This window comes from Alloacidobacterium sp. (assembly GCF_035631355.1).
Classification (GTDB): Bacteria; Acidobacteriota; Terriglobia; order Terriglobales; family Acidobacteriaceae; genus Alloacidobacterium.
In genome coordinates, this window is the sequence record NZ_DASQIX010000003.1 from 1 (window position 1) to 20,748 (window position 20,748).

The window sequence follows — 20,748 nt, forward strand, 5'->3', positions numbered from 1 at the left end:
GGAGACTGCAGGATCTGTGTACGCGCATTAATGGCAAAAAGCGCAGCAAAGAAGATGGCGCAAGAACTAGCCGTTCTGGCGATGTTGCGATCTCTATGTAAATCGGGCTCCACGGACTTCAACCCACAGATCGTGCCTCTAAATACAGTGAAACGCGCCCAGATACAACATTGCCATTGGCATGAACATACATCGTCGATGGCGGTTCTCGCACTCTCCATATTCGTGCTGGGACAGTGCAAAAATAGAAGAGACACTTCTTAGTCTTAAGCACCTAAGATTAAAAGTCAAGCTATCTCTTAAATAATTAAGAGTTGATTCCAAGAACTTTCCAGACGCTAGAGGCTCGAAGCGCGCTTGAATCTGAACTGGTTACGCTGGATCATTCGACAACCCAGTATCCCTAGGCAAAGCGGCATAGCGAGGTCTCAACGCCACCTCTGATCGAAGCGAAATCGAGTGCAATTCGGAGGTCGTCTGGGCCAGTTCGGACTAGGTTCGGCTTTTTGCACGGCATCCGTGGCGATGTGTCGCGCGTAGCGCTGCTTCGCAGCGGCAGTAGAGATGACACGTCATCCCCAACAGGGAGCTGTTGAGCTACTTTTCGGTAGCAATCGGTAACGCGTTTTGTTTTAACGAATTGCGATTTGACGTTTACGGACGTAAACATTGCTGTTTGCTGGAGACGATATAGTGTTTTCGTGCGTGAACACCTTATTTCCGAAAGCAATTATAGAAACCGGCGCTGCGTAGCGCGCATCCAAGCCATGCAACTAGAGTGCCCACACGAGGCCCTTTCCCATGGCTTCTTCTGATACTAAGCAGCAACAGACGATTCCTTCAGCGGCTTCCACCAATTCTCCCAATGAGACTTATCGCGCAAAATCCATCGCTACACGGCTTACAGAGGCCGAGTTTGCGGAGGTGGAATCTGCTGCGACCAAAGCAGGGAAGAAGGTGGCCGAATGGCTTCGCGATGCCGCATTGACACAAGCCCGTGCCTCACAAGCGTCTACCGATACGATCCTGTTGGCTGAGATTATGGGGATGCGTTCTCTAATGCTGAACCTGTTTGCCCGGGCATCCGAGGGTCCCATAAGCGTCGAAGAACTCCGCAAAATGTCCGCACATGCGGACTCTATTAAAGAGCAAAAGGCACTGGAATTCCTGACTCAAAAGCAACTGCAGAGCGGGACGAAATAGGCGGAGATCCATCATGCAATGGCCACCTCTCCCGAGAGCGTTTCCGTTGCGAATTGCGCTCCTCATGTCCGCTGTTCCCGCGATTACGTTGACCATATTTCTGGCATGGTTCGGGTGGGGTCTGCAACCGCTCGAAAGGTATTATCTGATGGCCTATTGGGGGAGTTCGACGAGCGCAAAACAGCCCGGAAGCACCACCCAAATCGAGTGGCTACTCAAGGCGGCTTCGGGGCGGAAGAGCGAGCCCGTTATCGACGTAGACGTGGCCTCTGGAGGGAGGTGGAACCTGTCTCTCGAACTCTCCTCTTCCGCCCACGAAGGGGGCTGGATGAGTCTGGCTAAAAGCCGTCCAGAAGCAGTCAGCTCCGCCGAGTTGGAAGGGCTCTTACAGGAAGCCTTCTATGACAACCGAAGCTTTCGTCAAGTGATAGCCGAGCCGCTGCTTTATGCATCCAGCGTGCCCTTCCTTGTGCTCTTTGTCGCATTCATGATGAAGAGAGAATTGGGGATCGAATGGTACAGGCTTCGCGAGGAGGTTTCGGAGTTGGAATTGACCTTCGATCCGATGGCGGCTTGGAGCCACTTTGCCAGGCGCATTCGGTCATGGATTGGGCAACGGATAGCGGTCGAGAAAGCCCCGCTACAACGAGGCTATTCCGCTATTAAAGCGGTCCCTCATATCGCGGTCATTCCGGGCGTGGTTCAACAGGCGGAAACGAGTCTATTGGCGAGTGAGAAGCAGGGCCTTCAAGAGCCCCCACAAAGGCGCTCTATCTTCCCTGGAGCAGCATCCGTTCACAATGCCAAAGAACAGCCGAAACCGTGGGACGAGTCGCAGTGGATTGACTGAATGAGAGAGTGACAAGAGGTTCTGAATTCGCCAGCCAAGCCTCCCTCCAACTTGGTAGTCATCATTATCGGATACAACTTTCTCAGAAGGTCCCTCTGCATCCGTTTGAGCCGCTGCGAAACGACTCGCGAAGAGTGTGCTTTGAAGGAGTCTAAGGAAGCGCCTTATCTAGGGTTGTAAGTAGTCGTTGATCCTCCATGTAATCGCATAGTGATTATTGTTACTTATAGATGCTTACAGTTGCTTACTATTAGTCATGGTAACGCAGAGTAACATATAGGAATTATCAGTAATTATGCGATATATATCGTAATTAGGTGAAAAATAAATTTCTAATAGAAAAGCTATCTGCAGCAAATCTGAGTTAGTCTAAGCACGTAGTTGCTAGATACTGCCGCTCCTGTAGAAAAGTTGCAGCGTATGCTGACTATCTCCAAAGCGTTGTCCGCAGGACAGGCCCGCACGTATCACGAGCGCGAGTTCATTTCGGAAAAACAAAATTACTGGAGTCGCGATCAGCAGGGTCATAGCGAGTGGCAAGGAGAGCTGGCACATGAATGGGGTTTGCAAGGCGCAGTAAGAGATGAGCACTTTGCACGATTGAGTGAAGGACAGCATCCTGACAATGCCGCACAACTGGTCAAGCATCAACCAGCCAGAACCTACGAAAATGAATATGGCAAGCAGATCACCAGCGCGGAGCATCGCGCCGGATGGGATGCGACATTCTCCGCGCCGAAGTCTGTTTCTCTCACTGCGCTTGTCGGTGGTGATGAGCGCGTGCGCGAAGCGCATCGTGAAAGTGTTCACGTGGCATTGCGAGAACTCGAACGCTACACGCAGGCACGCATCGGCAATATTCATGCACCTGAGACGACCGGTAAATTCATCGCTGCAACCTTTGAGCACGATACTGCTCGTCCAGTTGACGGCTATGCTGCGCCGCAGCTTCATACCCATGCTGTGATCTTCAACGTCACGGAACGCGAGAACGGCCAAACACGCGCGCTTCAAGAACGCAGCCTCTTTCAGTCTCAACACTATGCGACCAGCGTGTATCGCTCGGAACTTGCTATGCGCTTGCAAAGACTCGGCTATGAGATTGAGCGCGGGGAATATGGGCAGCCGGAGATCAAGGGTTATACGCGCGAGTATCTGGACGCATCGAGTTTGCGTCGGGCGCAAATCAAAGAGCATTTGCAGGAGATAGGCAGAGATGGTGCAGGTGCGGCGCAGGTTGCCGCTCATCGCACGAGGGATAGTAAAGACCTGCTCTCGCGTGAAGAGGTATTGCAGCAGCATCGTGAACTCGCTGCAAGGTTCGGTCATCAGGCAGAACGTATCGTTTTGCAGACTCAAGAGCAGACACGACGCCATGCGATGCAACCGGAGAAGACAGCGCAACAGTCCGTGACCTACTCACGCCATCATGTCTTTGAGCGTTCGGCTGTGCAGGATGAGCGAACCATCCTACAAGCCGCAATCGACCGCAGTATGGGAGAAGTCACCTATAGCCAGGTACGGCAGGAGTTTGAGCAGAGAGTCATGCAAGGCGAGTTTCGCCGTGTGGAACGTATGGACGGCAGAGCGGCGCCGCAGTACACGACCGCTGAGATGGTTCGTCTGGAGCGGGAGATTGTCGGTGCCATGCGGCAAGGCAAGCAACGCAGCTTTGAGAACTCGATGCTGGTTTCGCCTCCATTGCGAATACGGATCGAGGACCAACACCCGGAGTTGAGCAAGGCACAACTGAATGCAGTCGATGATATTTTCCTGAGCCGGGAAAAGATAGTCGGTTTGGACGGCGTTGCTGGCGCGGGAAAGACAACGACGCTAGCCGTCATCCGTGAAGGCGCAGAGGCACAGGGATACACGGTCGAAGGGTTTGCTCCGACATCCCGAGCTGCGCAGAAGCTGTCCGAAGCTGGCATGAGGACTTCAACCCTCCAGAGCCACCTTGTTCGAGGGGAGCAGCCGGACACAGGCGAGAAGAGACTGTTTGTGGTCGACGAATCATCGCTGGCTTCAACGCGACAGATGTACGAGTTTGTGGCGCACCTTCACCGGAATGACCGCGCTCTGCTGGTTGGAGACACTCGTCAGCATGAGGGTGTCGAAGCTGGCCGTCCCTTCGCGCAGCTTCAGGAAGCAGGTATGAAGACTGCGAAGCTGGATGAGATTCTTCGCCAGCGTGATCCTGAGTTGAAACACGCCGTCGAGCAATTAGCCCGTGGGCAGGTAGGAGCCGCAGTCGAGAGTCTGGATCAGCAAGGCCGCGTACATGAGCTGAAGGAGCGCGGGGATCGCATCGCTGCTATCGCTCGTGAATATGCCTCGTCGCCGGAAAACACGCTGGTTGTCTCACCTGACAACCGTTCGCGTATTGAGATCAACCGGCAAATCCATGAGGAGTTGCAATCACGCGGCATCGTGAGCACGCAGGAACATTCTATGCAAATGCTTGTCCCGCGCCAGGAGATGACCGGCGCAGATCGGAGTTGGACGCAGCAGTATCAGATCGACGATATCCTGCGCTATTCGCGAGCATCGAAGGAGACCGGGATTGGTAAAGGAGAATACGCGCGCGTGATTGCCGTCCATGGTCAGGAAAATACGCTGACCGTTCTGCGAGCCAATGGAGTGCGGACGACCTACGACCCGCGCCGTCAGATGGGCGTCTCTGTCTACCGAGAGCATGAGACGGCATTTTCAATTGGTGATCGCGTGCAGTTCACCGCGCCAAATCAGGAGTTGAAGATTGCTAATCGTGAGTTGGGAACGGTAGAGAACATCGCACAGGATGGCGCGCTGCGGTTGAAGCTGGACAGTGGGCGCAGCGTGGATTTCGCGCCTGAAAGGTTTCCCCACTTGGACCACGGCTATGCAGTCACCAGTCATTCGAGCCAAGGACAGACTGCGGAGCGTGTGCTTATCCATGTAGACACAGAGCTTGGCGCAAAGGACCTGCTGAACAACCGCATGGCCTATGTCTCGGTTTCGCGCGGCCAGTGGGACGCCCAGATTTTCACGAATGATCGCGAGAAGCTGTCACAGGTGCTCGGCCATGACGTTTCGCATCAGAGCGCCTACAAGCCGGAACAGAAGATCGCTCCATCACCAGCACAGGGACTGGAACAGGGTATTGGGTTAGGGCTAGGGATGTGAGCAGAACGGAATCTCTATTGAAGGAGTACATCAATGCAAACAATCAACGGCGTTCGCAAGAAGCAGCCGGGAAGAGTCGTCGTCGCACCGGACGCAAAGCTGCTGGTAAGCCGCGAAGAGGCAGCCCAGCTCCTTTCCATCAGCCAGCGTGGACTCGATTACCTCATAGCGAATCGGAGACTGCCAACCAGAAGAATTGGTGGAAGGGTTCTGATTCCAGTAGCTGACCTGCGCAAGTACGCGCGTGGCGATCATCCCGAACGAATTGTGATGTAAGCTCTACACCTTCGCTTTCTTGAGCGACCTGCGCACCCGCTCTGCGATGAAGCTGGCGAAGGTTTGCAAATTAAGGTCGATACTCGCACGGTCGAGTGCGTGCAGATAATCGGCGCGGTCTTCCACGCGAATTACAGTCCAGGGATACCCCCCTGATGCCAGCAGGACGTTCATCAAGAAGCGTGCCATTCGCCCATTGCCATCCAGGTAGGGATGAATATAGCCGAAAAGCCAATGTCCAAGAACTGCTCGAACTGAAGGCTCTGGTTCCGTCTCGATCAAGTCGAACAGGGCGGGCATAGCGTCACGGACAGTCTCCCAGCGCGGAGGGACATAGCGTGAATTCCTTAAATAGACGGCATCATTGCGGTAGCCGGCAAGGGCAGAAGCGGAGATCAGCCCCGATGCGACATTGGGCTCAAACAATTCTCTGTACCATTCCCTGTGATCCACTCTGACAATCGCTCCAACATTTTCACCCGCGAGCGCCTTTGACACGCTTACCTTCACTCGTTGGAATGCCTGCCAATAACCACGAGCTGGGAGCGCATCGCGGTTTTGCCGGTCCGCTTCATGGTGTTGCGGGTCCCACTTGCCCGACATGACGCGCTCAATCAAGTCAGGGCTCACTCGGAAGCCTTCGATGGAAAGCGAGTGGTAGGCATCATTTTTGTAGATCTCATCCACTTGGGAGAGATATGCCCTTTTGTTTTTGGGCAATCCTGGCGGTGGGGGAAAGCTCTTGAGCACTGCATCGCGTGAAGCAGCCCACATCGCTTGCAGCCTGCCGACAATGGGTACCTCCGGTGGTCTGCTAATCGCAAAGACGCTTTGCTTGTTCTCGAAGGGGTCTGATTCTCGAACGTCGTACCCGGCAGCTCTCATCACTGAGAGGATTTCGTCCGCCTGTTCTGACCGACCCGCGCGCCGCAGTGCACCTGCAAGCCTGCCTGCAATCGCCGAATGACCTCCATCGAGCAAGATGCGAAGGATATTTGAGGCATCGGTGACTCCGGCAAGAATGACTTGCATTTCGATTTGATTGCGGCGAAAGAATGGTTCGGGCACACGCACCAAAGCGGCGTCTTGCGAAAAAAGGCGCAGCCCATCCCGAACGACCATTTGATTGCGTGGAGGCAATTCTGACTGTTTCAGATCGTAGAGCGATGTGTGAAATGGCAGCTTGATCGTATTGTTGTGCCCCTTCCGGCTATAGACAATGGTCTGAGCTGGCACAACGGAATTCTCGGCATGGAGCAGGAGTGATTGCTCCGGTGAGAGGTGCCAGTCCGTTTCGAAGCGTTGATTGCAATAGGCAGCACAGAACTCCCAAAAGGACGCGAACCACGCGGTGCTGTCCCCAGGTCTTGTGCCGGGGCTGGCCGACATCAGCCATCCTTTGATCACCGGCTGCAGGAAGCCATTCTTGACCAGCCGGTCGCGGTGTACCCTACTCAGTTGCCCCGATCGGAAGATGTGCCGTCCTTCCTTCTGGAGATCATGGAGGACCTCCAACGAGGCCGCGAGTTTTTCATTTGGTTTCGCCATGTTCTCTGCGTGGCAGTACACGTTCATTGTGTCGTGCGAATACAAGTATATTGTGATGTGTTATTACAAGTAAATATTGCTGCGCGGCAACAAGTTTATTGTGTAACAAATCTCATGTTTGGGGGGATGATTTAGGTGCGACGCAGTGCGCTACGCGTAAACTTTTGGTGCGCTACGGATCGTAATACACCGCATTTCGATCTGATTTTGGTGGCTGTTTTGATGGCTGTTCGTTTCCGACATTTGTGCATTTTCGTGCGACGCACTGCAAGACAAATCGTACGTTTATATAAATGATTATAAATAACTTATGCGGATATTTGCGACTCACTGCGAGCCTCTGCAAAACTGCAAAAAACGGACTTAAAATCCGCAGGCCGCAAGGCCGTGGGGGTTCAAGTCCCCCTCCGGGCACCACCCCTAAGCCTAGCCGTTTCAGTCACTTCACATCACCCTCCCGGTTCGCTTCTCGTTGTCTTTCCGCCCCTGCGGACGGGAGAACGGGGCCGAAACTCGTCCGCTCCAGCGCCTCGAGACGGCCCGTTGGTCGGCGGAAGAGAAGATGGCGTAGCGGCGGAACATGCTGGGCGTTTTCCATCCCGCAAGCTGGAAAAACACACTTCTGGTTACAAACCCCTCTATCTGGCCCGAAAAACGAATCCTTGTTATAGCTTTAACCAGAAGCCGACAATGAGACCCACCATTCCACAAGCCCAATGCTTCTCTGTTGGATTGGATTTCTTTCTCACAATGATGATGAGCGAGACTCCACCGAAAAGAATGCTGACGATCACTTGCATCCCAAGTTTAACCTTGAGTTGTAGCAATGCTAAGGGGCTTGTGGAGATGTCTGCTGTAATGGGTGGTGGTGTCAACGCGCTCGACGAGGTGGAAGAAGCTTTGTCTTTTGGAATGGGGATAACACTTCTGACGGCAATTTGCTTTCCTTCTATAAGTTCAGCCCTCTGCTTGCCGGTCAAAACGATGTTGTGCTTGTCAGATTCAGCCTTGCCCTTGAGGGGGCTGGCGATGGCTAGCTCCCTTTCACTTTCTTGAGCCACTAGATCCGGATTCCAATGTTCCACCAGAATTGGGGCAGTGAGGGATATGACATACATAAGCCCCAGGAAAAGAAAAGGCAGTAATTCGACAATGTGGATTTCAAAGTGGTGCGGATCTCTCTTCATAAAGGTAGTAAGGTTAAAAAGACCCCTCGCGCCTTGGGGGCAGAGAATAATAAGCTCTAGGTGATGAGCGAGGCCATTCTCCCTCTTGTTCTCAATCTTGACCAGATTACTTCGGTTACGGCGTTTTTCATCGCACCTTCGCTTCGCCGAGTTGTGCAATGGAAGTAATAACGCGCTTATGCTTCGTATTTCTTAGTTCCGCACCCCAGCATACACCCTACCCGGCGTCGCGGCGCCCGGCTGAGAGTGCTAAATCCTAAACTCTACTGCGGCGCCTCTAGCAACTGGTGGTAGGCTCAACCCGATACCGCTATGGATAATCCTTGGCTCAATTTGAATTCGTCGGGGCCTCCTTATCTTCTTGGGATGGACAGCGAATATGTACAGCGACACAACGAACGCGCGGGTACGGAAAACATGCTCATGCTGAATGCGATTCCCGAGCCGTTTATTGGAAATCCCAATACTGCGAAAGTCGTCTTGCTGAACATCAATCCGAGCTACGACGATACGGTCCCCGAGACTCATGGTCGTCCCGACATCAAGGAAGCCATATTCCGCAATTTGCGTCATGAACACCAGGATTATCCGTTTTACGCCTTTAATCCGACGTTCCAGGGAACCGGCGTCTCCAATTATTGGCGCGAGTACACGCAAGAATTGCAAGGACAGGTGGGTTTAGATGACCGCCAATTTGCAAAGCGGCTGCTCGCAATCGAATGGTTTCCTTATGCTGCGAGACACTGCACACTGTACAAACGTCTTCGCAGGTCGAAGGAATGTTTTTGCGAATCGCAGAATTATTCGTTCCAGCTTGCGAAACTGATGCTGACGAAACAAGGGGTGCAGGTAGTCGGGACTCATGGGATGAGCCGTTGGAAAGAAGTTGATTCTGAATTGTTTGATCGAGTCCCGTTTTTGAATACTAGCTAACGAGCTTGGATTACAAGAGGCAACATGGACGCCCGCGTCTTTGATCGCGTTGTCCAATTGCTCAGTGAAGACGATTGAGACTTCGTAGTGGCCCTAGATCGTTCGTAGCTCCGGGCTGCCTTCACGCGAAAACCACCCTGCCTGACGTCGTCACGCCCGGCTACAAGGTAAGAAGAACGGGGCCGGAAACGGGGCTGAATTTCGCCCATTCGCGGATATCTAAGTCGATGATTCGGCAGGCTACAGAAAAATAACGGCTAGGCGGGAGAACTTAAAATCCGCAGGAGCTTACCCTCCGTGGGGGTTCAAGTCCCCCTCCAGGCACCAGAAAATAAAGGACTTATAAGGATAGCTTCTCGGACAATCTCGGCGTTGCTTTTGTAATTCCGATTGTCCTTGTGGTGTGCCACGAATTCGAGAGCATCGTCGATCAGTTCGCTGACAGTCACCACTTTGGAATTACGCAGTTCAGGCAGCTTGCGGCCTGCCGACGCATCGGCCTTGCGTGACTGGTACAGCTTGATGGCGTCCGACTTGCGCCCTATCTTCTCGCAGTGGCGCTTTCCCGCCGCGTAATAATGAATCCACCAAATGCCGCTGCCCAAGGGAGTCTCGTATACGCCTCGCATTGAAGATACTCCGATGGCTGTTCTATCGGACTAATTTTATTCTCTAGTCCGATGCAGAGATAACAATCGATCAAAAAGCACACCCATACCACTTAGAGACCGAAAGTGGCCAGTTCGTGCCGTTAGAATTCCGAAGCTTCGAATAGCTGGCTGGTTTAGTAGAACATCTGCCTGTCTGCTGGAGACCGCGGGTTCCAGTAGCTCCTGCCAGAATTTCGAGGCCTAGGCTCACGTTTCGGAAAAATAAACCCTAGTCTAGCCGACTCGCGGGGACGTATTGGGGCTGATGAGCACATCGACGATCTTGCAACAAATGAGAATAGTCAGGACTGCCGAAGGCATGCAAGTGACCCCAAACTGAGCCACATCCATTGACTAAAGAATTCATGGATTGAGCTTCATGAGCTCGCGATGTTTCGCTAAAGATGCAATTTGAGTATCGCGATGTCGTTTCAGAAGCTGAGCCATTCTTTTGTTGTCCCATTGTTGACGATTGCCTATCGCAAAGAGAGAAGCACCTAGATTCTCTGTTTCCGACGCAAGACGGGGGTCTGACACTCCCCTCAAGAATTTATGGACGCTTACGCCCGGATGCGCGATGGTAGTCCAGTTCAATAAGCACTGGTACGCTTGCATTGAACGCCCACGTCTGCATGCACGCTGAAGATTGCGAAAATACGCCGCCTCAGATTGTTCGCGCCCCTCTCGCCATGCTCTCAATCTGCGATAGATGCGCGGCAGATAGTGCCAACCTATCCAGACTAAAAAAAGAAATGCGATGCAGCATGGAGCTATCATTCGAATCCAGAACTTATATTTTGCCCACAGGCTCATGTGTTTAGGCTGCGCTACGGGTGCCGGCTCTGGTTCCGGTGGAAGCTCTGCTACATAGTTTGGATTCGAGGCAGCCGTAAAGTGAACGGCCGGCAAAACAGCTGTAACCAGGCGGTTCGTGGAGAGATTCCACCACTTCAGCTCAATCGCGGGCAGCGTGTAATCGCCTTCTTTTTGGATGAAGTATTTTGTGGATTCAATCCGGCGCCCCTGCACAAATTCGCCGCGGTCAGTCTTCTGATCCTGCACGGATGGCTCTTCCTGATAAACGCGGATTCCATCCGGCGCCTCAAACGGCAAAGGTGGAATGAGCATGGCCTGCATCTTCATTGCGCTCACAGTAACGGTGCGCGTAATAGTATCGCCTGCGCGTAGCCCCTTCAGCTGCGACGACCATTTCTGCTGCATGGTCAGCTGAGTGGTCGGCAGAAAGTAGCTGAGGTCTTGCGCCGCTGCTGGAATCTCCGCATGAAACATCAGTTGCGGCAACAACACCCGCGCTACGGTCATCTTTGGCGGAGCGTTGGCATATGGGACGGAAATTTGCGCGGGTGGCAAGCTGAAATCGCCAGGCTGCTGCGGATACAGCGTGTATGTCTCCGTAATTCCGGCATACGTCTCGACTCCAATCTGCTCATTTGAGTTCTGCGGAGTTTCCTGCGGGAGCACGACAATTGCGTTATTCAACTCGAACTCAGGAAAGTCGGGACTTCCTGTGAAATAGTTTGGGACAAGAACCTCGACAACAAGCCGAACAGGCTGGCCAACAATAATTCCACTCGGCGGCACGAGCTTCGCGCGAACAACCGGTTCCTGCGCAACTGCGCCTGTCGCAAGCAATATCAACAGGCTAAGAATGACGCGTCTCATTGCTGTTTCTCCTGCGCGGCCTGCATCTCGAAGCGCCGCCGAAGAAAATCCGCTGGAGTCGTCTGGATGTTCCGCATCCATATCTCGGCCAGCTTCTTCGGGTCCATCTTGGCCACTTGTACCTGTGTCTTCTTTCCTTTTTTGCCCTGCTTATCGAACTTCACCTGATCTGGCGGAAGGTTCGTTGCTTCCTCCTGCTCTTCGTTGTCCTTGTTTTTTGCTTTTGGAATAAGCGATTCAACCAGCTCAAGGTTCTCCTGCGCCTCAGTCCACGGATGGCGACGCGCCAACGGCTGCTGATAGGCCTGCACCGCTTCCGGATACTTGCCCAGGTGCGCGAGCGCATTGCCCTGGTTGTACCAGGCCTCCGCAGAATCGCTCAGAGCGAAGGCATTCAGCGCATCTTCGTAGTCTCCTGCGCAGGCAAGAGAAAGCCCTTTCCAGAGTGGGTCCTCAAATTTTCCTGCCGCCTTCTGGTACTCGCCGCGCTCGAAGTAGTAGCGTCCCTGCTGGTCATGCGTCAGCCACAAATCCATCCACGAGAACCCCGACTGGTCTGAGCTATCTCGTCCGTGCATGAACCGCCAGGCTGTGGTCCACGGGAATCACAGTAAGCGCAAATGGTGTTCCTGCATCGGAAGCGACGACCGGCAACATATCGTTGCCCGAGTTGTCTCCAAGCATTGCATCTGTGTAGTACGGCGTGAATACCATCATGTGCGGATGCCACGCCCCCGCCGGTCCCAGTTTTTGATCAGCAGAGAACATGTATGCGAACGCAACTGCCTCCATCCGGGGCAAATCGCCTTTGACATAAGCTCGCTCAACCACAGCAGCAATCTCATCGGGCGATTTCCCTTCCATGCCTAACTTTGTCCGCAGTTCCTCGTATGGCAGAACTGTGCGCACGGCAACCGGATTGAAGCATATCGGCGCACGTAGCTGCGAGTCGTAAACGAGGTTGCGGTCAGCTTCAGGCGTGAATGTGGGAGCGGTCCATCCCCGCATCACGATACACACGAACCCATTGTCGCCCGGCGCTGCGGTCTTGTATCCCGACGCTGTGAGCAACATGACTGTGGCATGTTCGGAGACATTCTCCGGCGCTGCGCTTTTGGCCAGGGCCATTTCTGCTTCAGGGGCCATCATGTACTCGCTCAGTGGAGGATACTTTGGACTCTGAGCTTGCAAGGCGATTGAGATAAGCCCGGCAAACAACGCAATCATTCCAATTCTGGTCTTGCAGGGAATCATAGAGTTTCCTTTCGATGTAATGTTCTACCTCAACCGCCATTCCACGCCGGCGCGCAGCTTGGCAAAGTAGTTCACCCAGCCCGCGGTCACGGCCGCTCCGTCCCGAAGCTCATCTGGAATCAATCCAACAGCCCGGTGAGAAAAATCAATGCGCGTCAGGCCGCCCGCCTCCGTTAAACGAAATGTCGCATGCGAGATCACAGCCGCGGAAAACATCATCGGCCCATGAAGCTCCAACAGCTCCGGTGGCTGGATCGATTGCACATGCCCCCACAATTGCCCGGTGTTGTTCCCCAGGTCACGAAACCAGCGCCCGCCCGGCCACGGCTCCAGCTTCATGTCCAGTATGGGATGGTCCTTGCCGCAGGTAAGCAGCGGACCAAGCTGCTCCAACACTGTCTCCCACACAACGTCAATGGTGGCGGCAACTTCGATATCGAGGGTAACTTCGAGTAACTCCACTTGCTGCTCTGATATTTTCGAACTCATTTTCCCTCCGTTTTTCTGTTGATTTGGTTCTCGCGGGCGATCCGCTCCATCGTCTTCTGCTCGGCGCGAAGCTTGATGCGGTCGAGCTGATGCGCCCAGAAGCGCTCAAAGGCTTTTACCCAGTCATGCACAGGCTTCAACTCCTTCGCATTCAGGCGATACAGACGCATCTGCCCGCGCTTGCTCACTGTGACCACGCCCACTCTGCGCAACACACCCAGATGCTTCGATACCGCTGGCTGCGGCATCCGCAGCCGCAGCACTACATCACCCACGGCATGCTCATTGCCATCTGAAAGCATGGCGATAATTTCCCGCCGCCGTGGCTCGGCAATCGCATTGAAGACGTCGGCGGTGGTTGCGGCTCTGGCCATGTGGAAACATATATTCTTATATAGGAATATATGTCAAACCACCACCTTGAAATTCTCTCTTTTGAAAGGGAGAAACTCTGTGTTTTGTGGCTGGAAATTGGTGGTTAGTCCGCCACCATCAACTCGCCTGGCAAAATCGGACGCGTTCGCGGCAACCAACCAAAGGCAGCCGCAAGTGCTACGCCTCCAAGCACCGCGACATAAACCATGAGTTTCACCAAATCCGTCGCGTGGTTCTTAGGCAGAGTCTTCCAAAGAACGAGCAGCACGGTTTGTGCCAGCGTGACCACCCAAACCGAGCCATAGAAATATCGACGCTCCGTGCCTTCGCCTTTTGTTGATCTTCGAACGCGCGGCAATATGCCAAACAACCCTGCCAGCAGGATCAAAACACAAAGAGGGAAATATCCATAGCGGTAAATCTGCATCATGTGCCAGCGCCGATTCATAACTGCATCCACCAGCCCTGCCAGATTCAGCAATGCAAAATTCAGCACCGCATTCCACGCAAAGGTATAGCAAATCTTGCGATACAGCGGATTCGGTCTGTCTTCATCGAATCGCAAAATATAAGGCGCGGGCTCGGCTCCGGGCAGCTTGCCGCGATACGCAGCGATCCCCGTACCTACCAGCACCGCACCAAGCCACAACAAGTTACGCACGCTTCCGCCCGCGGCAAACAAATCAAACGTCAGCCACCCGGGAGCAAGAAAGAAAACCCATATCCAGATCGGCCAATGCGCCAGCCGATACAGCTGCGTATTGCGCTCGCGCATCCTGCGATGCGCCGCATATTCAACCTTGATCGAATAGGCCATGATTTAGTGGGAGCAGTCTTTCAACAGCGCGCCGCACAGTCAAGCCGGCAACTAAGCTGCCAGCGTTTTCGCGGCTATCACGTCAATTTTCGAAACACGCGGCTCGTCGGCCAGCAGGGCCTTCGTCTTTTCGCTGAATAATGCTTTCGCGATCTCACCATTCAGATGCGCTTCGCGCCCAGCCTCGGTGATGAATGTATCAAAGATACCGAAACTGCCCGGCCCCATCCTTACCACATACCACGTGATCGTTTCCTTTTCCTGCTCCGCCACCGATTGTGCTGATCTCAAAAAGTCCTCGACTTCCTGCTCCTTTCCCGGCTTCGCGTTCACAGTGGCCCAGATCGAATACTTGACCATAGAAATCTCCTTCCTCGTTGGATGGCCCTCCATCCTACAGAGTTTCGTCAGATTCACGCCTTGCGGAGATACTAACCGTCCTTGGTTGCTAGTGCACCCGCCAGCAGTAGAGCACCACCTGCAAGTCCCATGTCCTTCAGGCAATTCCCTCCGGCAATGTCCTGAGGATGCGCCGCCAGCCATGGTACCCAGACAATCAACGCAAAAAGCAAGACCACTACTCCCAGCAGCGTTGCCGCCAGCCGGATCTTACTGCTAAGAAAAATCGCGGCCGCTGCTGCTAGAAACGCAAAGCCCGTAAAGTAAGACCATATTGGCTGAGCAGGGATAAGGACCTTCACTATCATAGATATCGGCTCGATGTTTGGCGCAAACGGGAAATAGATAAAATGCAGCACGCCCAAGGTTCCAGCGGTGATCGCAAATAACACGCGTCCAATGGTAAAGAGCTTGTTCTTGCTAAAAGCTGGATTGTCAGCGGGCTGATTACCTCCCGTCGCTCTTGCACGGGCCATAGCGCCACCTCGCAGCTATCGAACATCGCGCGAGGCCACGCTGTCCAAAGTTTTGCGCCTGATTGGTTATGAATTTCGTTCAGTGGAGAGGAGGGCCCGCCAGCTTATTTCTTCGTCGGACTAGCTGGTGAAGAAGCCCCGGGGGTTGCAGGCGCGGCCATACATGGCGGCGTCACCGGCTGGGGAGACTTATTCCACGGTTTAGTTGCCCAGATTGTGATGAGGGCGACCATAACTGCAAAAAGCCCGCTAATAAGCGCACCGATAATGCCTCCTAGAAAAGCTCGCCGGGATCGCGCTTCCTCCCCAGCGATTATTCTTCGCGTTTCGTAGAACTTTAGTCTCAGGTCAGCGATGATATTCCGCATAGGTTTCTCACCGCCTGCACGAAGGCCCATGGCTTTATCAATCTGATCAAGCATTGCTTCATCGTCAAGCGCCGCTGCCGCAAGATGTGGTTCGTTCCTCAGCCATGTTTTGTATGCGCGAATGGAATAATAGAGCGGCATCGTGCTGGAGGCTATGCCAGGAGGAGTACGCTGTACTCTTACCCATTCATCCTCGATAGCCTTGGCGCGGCTGCTCAATGTACTTACTATCTCTTCGTGTTCCACCATCAGGTGCGCCGCAATGCGGGCCAATACCATGTTGCTTGACTGGCACTTCCTATAGCTGGCTATGGTCCGCTCTACGCCCGATCGAATGCGCTCTTCAAGCGCTCTTACCTGGTTCTTTCGCTGTTCGGAAGTCGTGTCGTTAATCGGGATCTTCTCAAAATCTTCAAATTCCTTTTGCAGTTCATCGAAGTTGGTCATAATAACCCTCCTCGAACAGGGGGATCATTCCCCTGCTCAAAACTCTCACACCTGAGGCCTCCTCCATCAGAAACTCTGCGCAGGAGTGCGTCAGAGGCATCCCACAAAGTCCCTCAAGGAATAGAAACTGCCCCTGCGGATTCACCTCAAACCAGACCGGCTGGCCTTCATCCGCTAATTTCATATCGAAGATTCCCATCCGCAACTGCAACGCATCGAGCACTTCCAGCAGCCTTCGTTGCGTATTGCCGTCTAGGTCAACCGGCTCGATTGAACCATCCAGCGGATACCGCCAGTCCAGACGCTCAGCTGTAATCATCGCCGTGTACAACCGCTGCCCAAAGAAGCAGATACGCAAATGCCGGTTCCCCGGAACCAGTTCCTGATAAATTGCTGGACAACAACTCAGCGAAGCATCTTATGCTAGCATCTCAGGCATTATTTTCCCGGCAAGAAGCGGCGTCATCGGAGTGCCGGCGACAGTCTTCACCACCACGCAATAATCAAGTTCTTCGCAAAACTGCCGGATCCGTGCCGGGTCCTGGCTTACCAGTGTGCGCGGAACTCGCAGTCCAGCGTGATGCCCCGCATTCAACTGAAGAACTTTATTCTCAGCCAGCCGCGTCGCTTCAGGATGGCTCACCCACTGGCCCTTGAACGCAGACAGAAACAAGCCGGCGAGGGTAGCGCGGCAATCGCGGGTGATCAGGTCGCGAGCAGCCTTATCCTGCACCGATACCGGCAGCTGCGGGTCACCTGTCAGCCGCCGCCACCACACCGCGTCAAGCGATGCGACATCAACTATGTGGTCCTCAGCATCGCGAATCGTGGCATGCGCCAGGCCGCCGGAAGCAGACCATGACAGGCATCCTCTTCCGGCAAGCCGGTCGGTTTCGACAATGACACACTCCACTCCCTGCGCCCGCAAAGCATCGCAGACAACAAGAGCATGAAAGTCGTCTTTTCTTGTCAGAATTGCAATCCGCACTGGTGTCTGGCTCGTGCTCTACCAGTAATAGGAGTCAACCAAACCATCGTATGAACCGGAGATTGTCGCAGTTGGATGCCAGCTTGGACGCCCTGTCTTCAAAATGGACAAATCAGGAAGATGCCCGCAATTCTTGAGCGTAAGGGCCTCCCAGTCCTTCAGGTGTTCCGGAGCAACTTTCAGATACTTGGTCGAACGAAAATGAAACACAACCGGACCCGAACTCGAGTCCGTAAGATCAACTACGTGGCCCCACTTCTCGGAAGCTTTCATACGTACCCTCCTCAATGGGAATCGCAAGTGAATATCACAGCCGAAAATCAACTGTCCATAGAAAGTTCAAGAGAATGAGATACAAGGTGGTGTTTATTCGCTCGCGAGCGCAACATGACGACCTATTGGAAGCAGGTCAGCAGGACAAATAGAAATACCCAGAAAATACCCATGGTGTGCCAATACCATGCCGTGCAGTCAACCACAATCTGACGCATCTCCACGCGCCGCAGCAGGAAAAGAGCTCCAAGAGCAATCATCAGAGCAAGAATGCCGAGAAAGAGATGGAGAGCGTGCGTGGCAGTTATGAGATAGAAGAAATGGCTGTTCTGGTTCGTGGCGAAAAACAGACCCTGCGACGAGAGTTGCTGCCATGCGATCCACTGGCCGGCGAGAAACATCAGGCCGAGAACGACCGTCCCAACAAGCCAGGGCGCTGCGCGCCGCACCGCAGGACGGCCAAGCCCAAGCCACTCCTCCATCACATCCACTTCATGAAAGAGATGCTGGCGCGCAACCTCCATCGAAAGGCTGCTTAAGAGCAGAACCGCGGTGTTGATCCAGAGAATCGGCGGGATAGAGAACGGATGCCAATCGGAGACATAGTTGTCGCGCGGATCGAAATGCCCGGCATTCTGGCGCACAAAAAAAGTGCTCACCAGCGCGATAAAAAACATCAGGTCGCCGGCAAGGGCAAAAAAAAGACCAAGCCTGTAGCGTGTCAGTAGCTCGCGCGGGCCGCGCCTGCCTTGTGGATGATTGTCCCAATTGTCGTCGCCCCCGCCTCCACCCGTTGGCCGTCTGTCGACTGGCGGCTTGCCGCCAATTCCAGTGTCTTTCCTGTCGATTTCAGCCGGGGTACGAGTAAAGGTAGCGGGCATCGCGCGAATCCCTCTCGCGTACAGCTTACTCCTGTTCCGTCTCTGTGGCACACTGCGGAGCAAAGCAGGATAAATTTCCATCAAAATATTCATAAGGACCGCAGGCAACTCTGCACTCGGTGTCATTCGGCGCCCACTCCATAGTTGTGGCCTGCCAGGGATTCATTCCTGCAATCCGGCCCCGGCGTGCGCTCCAGACAAGGTTGAAGAGGAAGACCAACTGCGCCGTCGCCAGAAACAGCGCCGCATGGGTGATGCCCTTTTGCAACGGCAGCAGCGAAGCCAGCGTCGAAGTGCTGCCCGTAAGCTGCGCGTAGTGCCGCGGCTGCCCGGCCAGTCCGGCAAAGTGCATCGGGAAAAATGTCCCGTAGGCGCCAATGAGTGACAGCCAGAAGTGCCACTTGCCCAACCGCTCGTTCATCAACCGGCCAGTCATCAAGGGAAACCAGTAATAGACTGCGGCAAAAAGCGAAAACATCCCCGCCATAGCCATGACCAGATGAAAATGCGCAACTACGAAATATGTGTTGTGCAGATAGGCGTCGAGCACAGGCTGCGCCAGAATCGGCCCGGTAAGGCCGCCGGCAATGAAGAAGGATAAAAATCCCAGCGTGAACAGCATGGGCGTGGGCAGTGGATGGACGCGGCTGTCGCGCCCGCGCAGCAGCATGGCCAGCCAGCCAAGGACCTTCGCCGAGCTGGGCACCGCGATGGCCATAGTCGTGAGTGCAAATGCCGTTCCGGCATAGGGATTCATGCCACTCACAAACATGTGGTGTCCCCAGACCAACAGGCCGAAGAATCCAATGGCCAGCGTGGTCGCGACCATGAACTTGTAGCCCAGAACAGGCCGCCGCGTAAAGTTTGCCAGCAAAGAAGAAGTCAGCCCCATCGCCGGCAGAATGGCGATATACACCTCGGGATGTCCGAAGAACCAGAAGAGATGCAGCCACAGCATCGGCGACCCATCGGCATGAGCGCGGCTGATGACCCCATTGATCACCTCTCCCGGCGGCACAAAGAAGCTCGTCGCCAAATGCCGGTCGCTCAAAAGCATTACTACCGCGGCAAACAGAATGCTGAAGGCAAAGACAATCAGAGCGGCTGTTACGAGCCATGCCCATACGGTTAGCGGCATCCGCATCAGCGTCATGCCTGCACAGCGCTTGCTGATGATCGTGGTCAACAGATTGACCGCGCCCAGCACTGCAGCGAAACAGAAAATGCCGATGCTTACGAGCCACAAGTCCATCCCTGTAGCCTGTCCGGGTCCGGCGGCGGCAATCGCGCTCAATGGCGGATAGTTTGTCCATCCGGAAATGGGCGCGCCGCCGCGAACGAAGAACGCGGCCAGCAACACGAGAAATGAAACCACTGTGGACCAAAGCGAAATGGCATTCAGCAACGGCAGGGCCATCCGCTTCGCGCCGATCTGCGCCGGAAGGACGAGGCTGGCGAAGCCGTTTACCGGGGCTGTCGTCAGCACAAAGAAAACCATCAGCGTGCCATGCATCGTCACCAGTGCCAGATAGCCTTCGGGCGGCACCACGCCCCAGAACGGCAGTTTCAGATCGGGCGCGATGATGTGGATCCGCATGAAGACCGACAACACCGTGCCTACCGCGACTGCGGCAAGCGAGAGCAGCAGATACCAGACGCCAAGTATTCGATGGTCAGTGGTAAAGAGCAGCCGGCGCTGAGCAGCTTCTGTTTGAACATCCTGACTCATGGCGCTGCTCCGCTGGTGTGTTGCGGCTCGTGACTTGCGTGCCATGCCGCATATTCGCCTGCCGGGACAACCCGCAGGTGCGCCTGCATACGTGCATGCCCCAGGCCGCAGACCTGAGAACAGAGAATTGAGTAATCGCCCGCGACAATAGGTGTGAAGTGAATATGCATCTCCATACCCGGAACCGCGTTCTGCTTGAGCCTCATGCCAGGAATGAAGAATCCGTGAATCACGTCAATGGAGCGGATGCCGAGATCGACCTCGCGTCCCACAGGCAGCACCAGCGCGCTTGAAACAATGTCGTCATTTCCGCGCGGATCAGTCCGATCAAGTCCCAGAGGATTCCCGGCAGGCGCACTAATAAGGTCCGGCCTTGTATTTCCGAATACCCCGTCAGCGCCCGGATAGCGAAAGTACCATTGGAACTGTTCACCTGTAACTTCCACTTGAAGAGCGCCGGGCGCGGCGCCCTGATAACGAATTGTGGCCCACAGTCGCTGCGCGCTGATCGCCATCCACGCATACATGAGCGTGAGACCAGCCAGTCCGATCCATTCTTTCCGCAGAGAGGATCGAGGCTGCGCGTGCGCCTTCTTTCTGTGAACCATAGCTGCGAAGAGAAGAACGTGCGCAGCGACGAACAGCAGGCCCAACGCGACCAGATTCCACCACATGAGCCGATCAATGGCGATGCCGTGCAACGCGCCGTCGGGAGGCATCCACCATACGCGTGCCGCGCTCAACATTGCGCTCATCT

The 20,748-nt window shown here is 54.4% G+C and carries 23 protein-coding genes; 5 read left to right on the forward strand and 18 right to left on the reverse strand.

Going from position 1 to position 20,748, the window contains the following annotated elements; all coding sequences use genetic code 11:
- The first annotated feature begins 801 nt into the window (after positions 1-801).
- The 4 genes from VEV40_RS00580 (at position 802) to VEV40_RS00595 (ending at position 5,494) form a co-directional block, all read left to right on the forward strand.
- Positions 802-1,203: a plasmid mobilization protein gene (locus VEV40_RS00580; RefSeq protein WP_324829425.1), complete on the forward strand. Its 402-nt coding sequence runs from the start codon at positions 802-804 to the stop codon at positions 1,201-1,203.
- A gap of 13 nt (positions 1,204-1,216) precedes the next feature.
- The gene (locus VEV40_RS00585; RefSeq protein ID WP_324829426.1) at positions 1,217-2,053 is read left to right on the forward strand and encodes a hypothetical protein; all 837 of its coding nucleotides are present in this window, start codon (positions 1,217-1,219) and stop codon (positions 2,051-2,053) included.
- A gap of 420 nt (positions 2,054-2,473) precedes the next feature.
- Positions 2,474-5,218, forward strand: coding sequence for a MobF family relaxase (gene mobF / locus VEV40_RS00590; protein ID WP_324829427.1), 2,745 nt, complete (start codon positions 2,474-2,476; stop codon positions 5,216-5,218).
- A gap of 33 nt (positions 5,219-5,251) precedes the next feature.
- The gene (locus tag VEV40_RS00595; RefSeq protein WP_324829428.1) at positions 5,252-5,494 is read left to right on the forward strand and encodes a helix-turn-helix domain-containing protein; all 243 of its coding nucleotides are present in this window, start codon (positions 5,252-5,254) and stop codon (positions 5,492-5,494) included.
- Positions 5,495-5,497: 3 nt separating this feature from the next.
- On the opposite strand, the gene VEV40_RS00600 is transcribed toward VEV40_RS00595, so the two are convergent.
- Positions 5,498-7,042 (reverse strand): Fic family protein, encoded by a 1,545-nt coding sequence (locus VEV40_RS00600; protein WP_324829429.1) that lies wholly within the window; start codon positions 7,040-7,042, stop codon positions 5,498-5,500.
- A gap of 665 nt (positions 7,043-7,707) precedes the next feature.
- The gene (locus VEV40_RS00605) at positions 7,708-8,229 is read right to left on the reverse strand and encodes a hypothetical protein (protein ID WP_324829430.1); all 522 of its coding nucleotides are present in this window, start codon (positions 8,227-8,229) and stop codon (positions 7,708-7,710) included.
- 423 nt (positions 8,230-8,652) lie between these two features.
- On the opposite strand from VEV40_RS00605, the gene VEV40_RS00610 reads away from it, so the two are divergent.
- The gene (locus VEV40_RS00610; RefSeq protein WP_324829431.1) at positions 8,653-9,162 is read left to right on the forward strand and encodes a hypothetical protein; all 510 of its coding nucleotides are present in this window, start codon (positions 8,653-8,655) and stop codon (positions 9,160-9,162) included.
- Between the two features lie 305 nt (positions 9,163-9,467).
- Here VEV40_RS00610 and VEV40_RS00615 read toward each other — a convergent pair whose 3' ends face one another.
- The 16 genes from VEV40_RS00615 to VEV40_RS00690 form a co-directional block, all read right to left on the reverse strand.
- On the reverse strand, positions 9,468-9,767 hold the full coding sequence (locus tag VEV40_RS00615) for a hypothetical protein (RefSeq protein WP_324829432.1): 300 nt from the start codon (positions 9,765-9,767) through the stop codon (positions 9,468-9,470).
- A gap of 408 nt (positions 9,768-10,175) precedes the next feature.
- Positions 10,176-11,495 carry a BatD family protein gene (locus VEV40_RS00620; protein WP_324829433.1) on the reverse strand — a complete coding sequence of 440 codons (1,320 nt, stop codon included), beginning with the start codon at positions 11,493-11,495 and terminating at the stop codon, positions 10,176-10,178.
- Complete coding sequence (locus VEV40_RS00625) at positions 11,492-12,073, reverse strand: tetratricopeptide repeat protein (RefSeq protein WP_324829434.1); 582 nt, start codon at positions 12,071-12,073, stop codon at positions 11,492-11,494. The genes VEV40_RS00620 and VEV40_RS00625 overlap by 4 nt, the downstream gene beginning before the upstream one ends.
- Positions 12,057-12,749 carry a hypothetical protein gene (locus VEV40_RS00630; protein ID WP_324829435.1) on the reverse strand — a complete coding sequence of 231 codons (693 nt, stop codon included), beginning with the start codon at positions 12,747-12,749 and terminating at the stop codon, positions 12,057-12,059. The genes VEV40_RS00625 and VEV40_RS00630 overlap by 17 nt, the downstream gene beginning before the upstream one ends.
- Before the next feature lie 24 nt (positions 12,750-12,773).
- The gene (locus VEV40_RS00635) at positions 12,774-13,238 is read right to left on the reverse strand and encodes an SRPBCC domain-containing protein (protein ID WP_324829436.1); all 465 of its coding nucleotides are present in this window, start codon (positions 13,236-13,238) and stop codon (positions 12,774-12,776) included.
- On the reverse strand, positions 13,235-13,612 hold the full coding sequence (locus VEV40_RS00640) for a metalloregulator ArsR/SmtB family transcription factor (protein WP_324829437.1): 378 nt from the start codon (positions 13,610-13,612) through the stop codon (positions 13,235-13,237). The genes VEV40_RS00635 and VEV40_RS00640 overlap by 4 nt, the downstream gene beginning before the upstream one ends.
- Positions 13,613-13,716: 104 nt before the next feature.
- Positions 13,717-14,430: a hypothetical protein gene (locus VEV40_RS00645; RefSeq protein WP_324829438.1), complete on the reverse strand. Its 714-nt coding sequence runs from the start codon at positions 14,428-14,430 to the stop codon at positions 13,717-13,719.
- 51 nt (positions 14,431-14,481) lie between these two features.
- Positions 14,482-14,790 (reverse strand): antibiotic biosynthesis monooxygenase, encoded by a 309-nt coding sequence (locus tag VEV40_RS00650; RefSeq protein WP_324829439.1) that lies wholly within the window; start codon positions 14,788-14,790, stop codon positions 14,482-14,484.
- A 71-nt stretch (positions 14,791-14,861) separates the two neighbouring features.
- A complete protein-coding gene (locus tag VEV40_RS00655; RefSeq protein ID WP_324829440.1) occupies positions 14,862-15,305 on the reverse strand; it encodes a hypothetical protein in 444 nt (147 codons plus the stop codon).
- A 104-nt stretch (positions 15,306-15,409) separates the two neighbouring features.
- Positions 15,410-16,120: a hypothetical protein gene (locus VEV40_RS00660; RefSeq protein WP_324829441.1), complete on the reverse strand. Its 711-nt coding sequence runs from the start codon at positions 16,118-16,120 to the stop codon at positions 15,410-15,412.
- Entirely contained in the window at positions 16,104-16,439 is a 336-nt protein-coding gene (locus tag VEV40_RS00665) for a hypothetical protein (RefSeq protein WP_324829442.1), read from the reverse strand. The genes VEV40_RS00660 and VEV40_RS00665 overlap by 17 nt, the downstream gene beginning before the upstream one ends.
- Positions 16,440-16,538: 99 nt before the next feature.
- Positions 16,539-17,108, reverse strand: a complete 570-nt coding sequence (locus VEV40_RS00670) for an ATP-grasp domain-containing protein (protein WP_324829443.1) — start codon at positions 17,106-17,108, stop codon at positions 16,539-16,541.
- 18 nt (positions 17,109-17,126) lie between these two features.
- Positions 17,127-17,381, reverse strand: coding sequence for a hypothetical protein (locus VEV40_RS00675; protein WP_324829444.1), 255 nt, complete (start codon positions 17,379-17,381; stop codon positions 17,127-17,129).
- Positions 17,382-17,503: 122 nt separating this feature from the next.
- Positions 17,504-18,262, reverse strand: a complete 759-nt coding sequence (locus VEV40_RS00680) for a cytochrome c oxidase subunit 3 (RefSeq protein WP_324829445.1) — start codon at positions 18,260-18,262, stop codon at positions 17,504-17,506.
- 25 nt (positions 18,263-18,287) lie between these two features.
- Positions 18,288-19,991, reverse strand: coding sequence for a cytochrome c oxidase subunit I (locus VEV40_RS00685; RefSeq protein WP_324829446.1), 1,704 nt, complete (start codon positions 19,989-19,991; stop codon positions 18,288-18,290).
- On the reverse strand, positions 19,988-20,746 hold the full coding sequence (locus tag VEV40_RS00690) for a cytochrome C oxidase subunit II (RefSeq protein WP_324829447.1): 759 nt from the start codon (positions 20,744-20,746) through the stop codon (positions 19,988-19,990). Before VEV40_RS00690 ends, VEV40_RS00685 begins: the two co-directional genes overlap by 4 nt.
- Between the last annotated feature and the right edge of the window lie 2 nt (positions 20,747-20,748).

Coding starts and splice junctions, on each gene's coding strand:
- VEV40_RS00580 (WP_324829425.1), top strand. CDS start 802: ATGGCTTCTTCTGATACTAAGCAGCAACAGACGATTCCTTCAGCGGCT.
- VEV40_RS00585 (WP_324829426.1), top strand. CDS start 1,217: ATGCAATGGCCACCTCTCCCGAGAGCGTTTCCGTTGCGAATTGCGCTC.
- mobF (WP_324829427.1), top strand. CDS start 2,474: ATGCTGACTATCTCCAAAGCGTTGTCCGCAGGACAGGCCCGCACGTAT.
- VEV40_RS00595 (WP_324829428.1), top strand. CDS start 5,252: ATGCAAACAATCAACGGCGTTCGCAAGAAGCAGCCGGGAAGAGTCGTC.
- VEV40_RS00600 (WP_324829429.1), bottom strand. CDS start 7,042: ATGGCGAAACCAAATGAAAAACTCGCGGCCTCGTTGGAGGTCCTCCAT.
- VEV40_RS00605 (WP_324829430.1), bottom strand. CDS start 8,229: ATGAAGAGAGATCCGCACCACTTTGAAATCCACATTGTCGAATTACTG.
- VEV40_RS00610 (WP_324829431.1), top strand. CDS start 8,653: ATGCTGAATGCGATTCCCGAGCCGTTTATTGGAAATCCCAATACTGCG.
- VEV40_RS00620 (WP_324829433.1), bottom strand. CDS start 11,495: ATGAGACGCGTCATTCTTAGCCTGTTGATATTGCTTGCGACAGGCGCA.
- VEV40_RS00625 (WP_324829434.1), bottom strand. CDS start 12,073: ATGCACGGACGAGATAGCTCAGACCAGTCGGGGTTCTCGTGGATGGAT.
- VEV40_RS00630 (WP_324829435.1), bottom strand. CDS start 12,749: ATGATTCCCTGCAAGACCAGAATTGGAATGATTGCGTTGTTTGCCGGG.
- VEV40_RS00635 (WP_324829436.1), bottom strand. CDS start 13,238: ATGAGTTCGAAAATATCAGAGCAGCAAGTGGAGTTACTCGAAGTTACC.
- VEV40_RS00640 (WP_324829437.1), bottom strand. CDS start 13,612: ATGGCCAGAGCCGCAACCACCGCCGACGTCTTCAATGCGATTGCCGAG.
- VEV40_RS00645 (WP_324829438.1), bottom strand. CDS start 14,430: ATGGCCTATTCGATCAAGGTTGAATATGCGGCGCATCGCAGGATGCGC.
- VEV40_RS00650 (WP_324829439.1), bottom strand. CDS start 14,790: ATGGTCAAGTATTCGATCTGGGCCACTGTGAACGCGAAGCCGGGAAAG.
- VEV40_RS00655 (WP_324829440.1), bottom strand. CDS start 15,305: ATGGCCCGTGCAAGAGCGACGGGAGGTAATCAGCCCGCTGACAATCCA.
- VEV40_RS00660 (WP_324829441.1), bottom strand. CDS start 16,120: ATGACCAACTTCGATGAACTGCAAAAGGAATTTGAAGATTTTGAGAAG.
- VEV40_RS00665 (WP_324829442.1), bottom strand. CDS start 16,439: ATGATTACAGCTGAGCGTCTGGACTGGCGGTATCCGCTGGATGGTTCA.
- VEV40_RS00675 (WP_324829444.1), bottom strand. CDS start 17,381: ATGAAAGCTTCCGAGAAGTGGGGCCACGTAGTTGATCTTACGGACTCG.
- VEV40_RS00680 (WP_324829445.1), bottom strand. CDS start 18,262: ATGCCCGCTACCTTTACTCGTACCCCGGCTGAAATCGACAGGAAAGAC.
- VEV40_RS00685 (WP_324829446.1), bottom strand. CDS start 19,991: ATGAGTCAGGATGTTCAAACAGAAGCTGCTCAGCGCCGGCTGCTCTTT.
- VEV40_RS00690 (WP_324829447.1), bottom strand. CDS start 20,746: ATGAGCGCAATGTTGAGCGCGGCACGCGTATGGTGGATGCCTCCCGAC.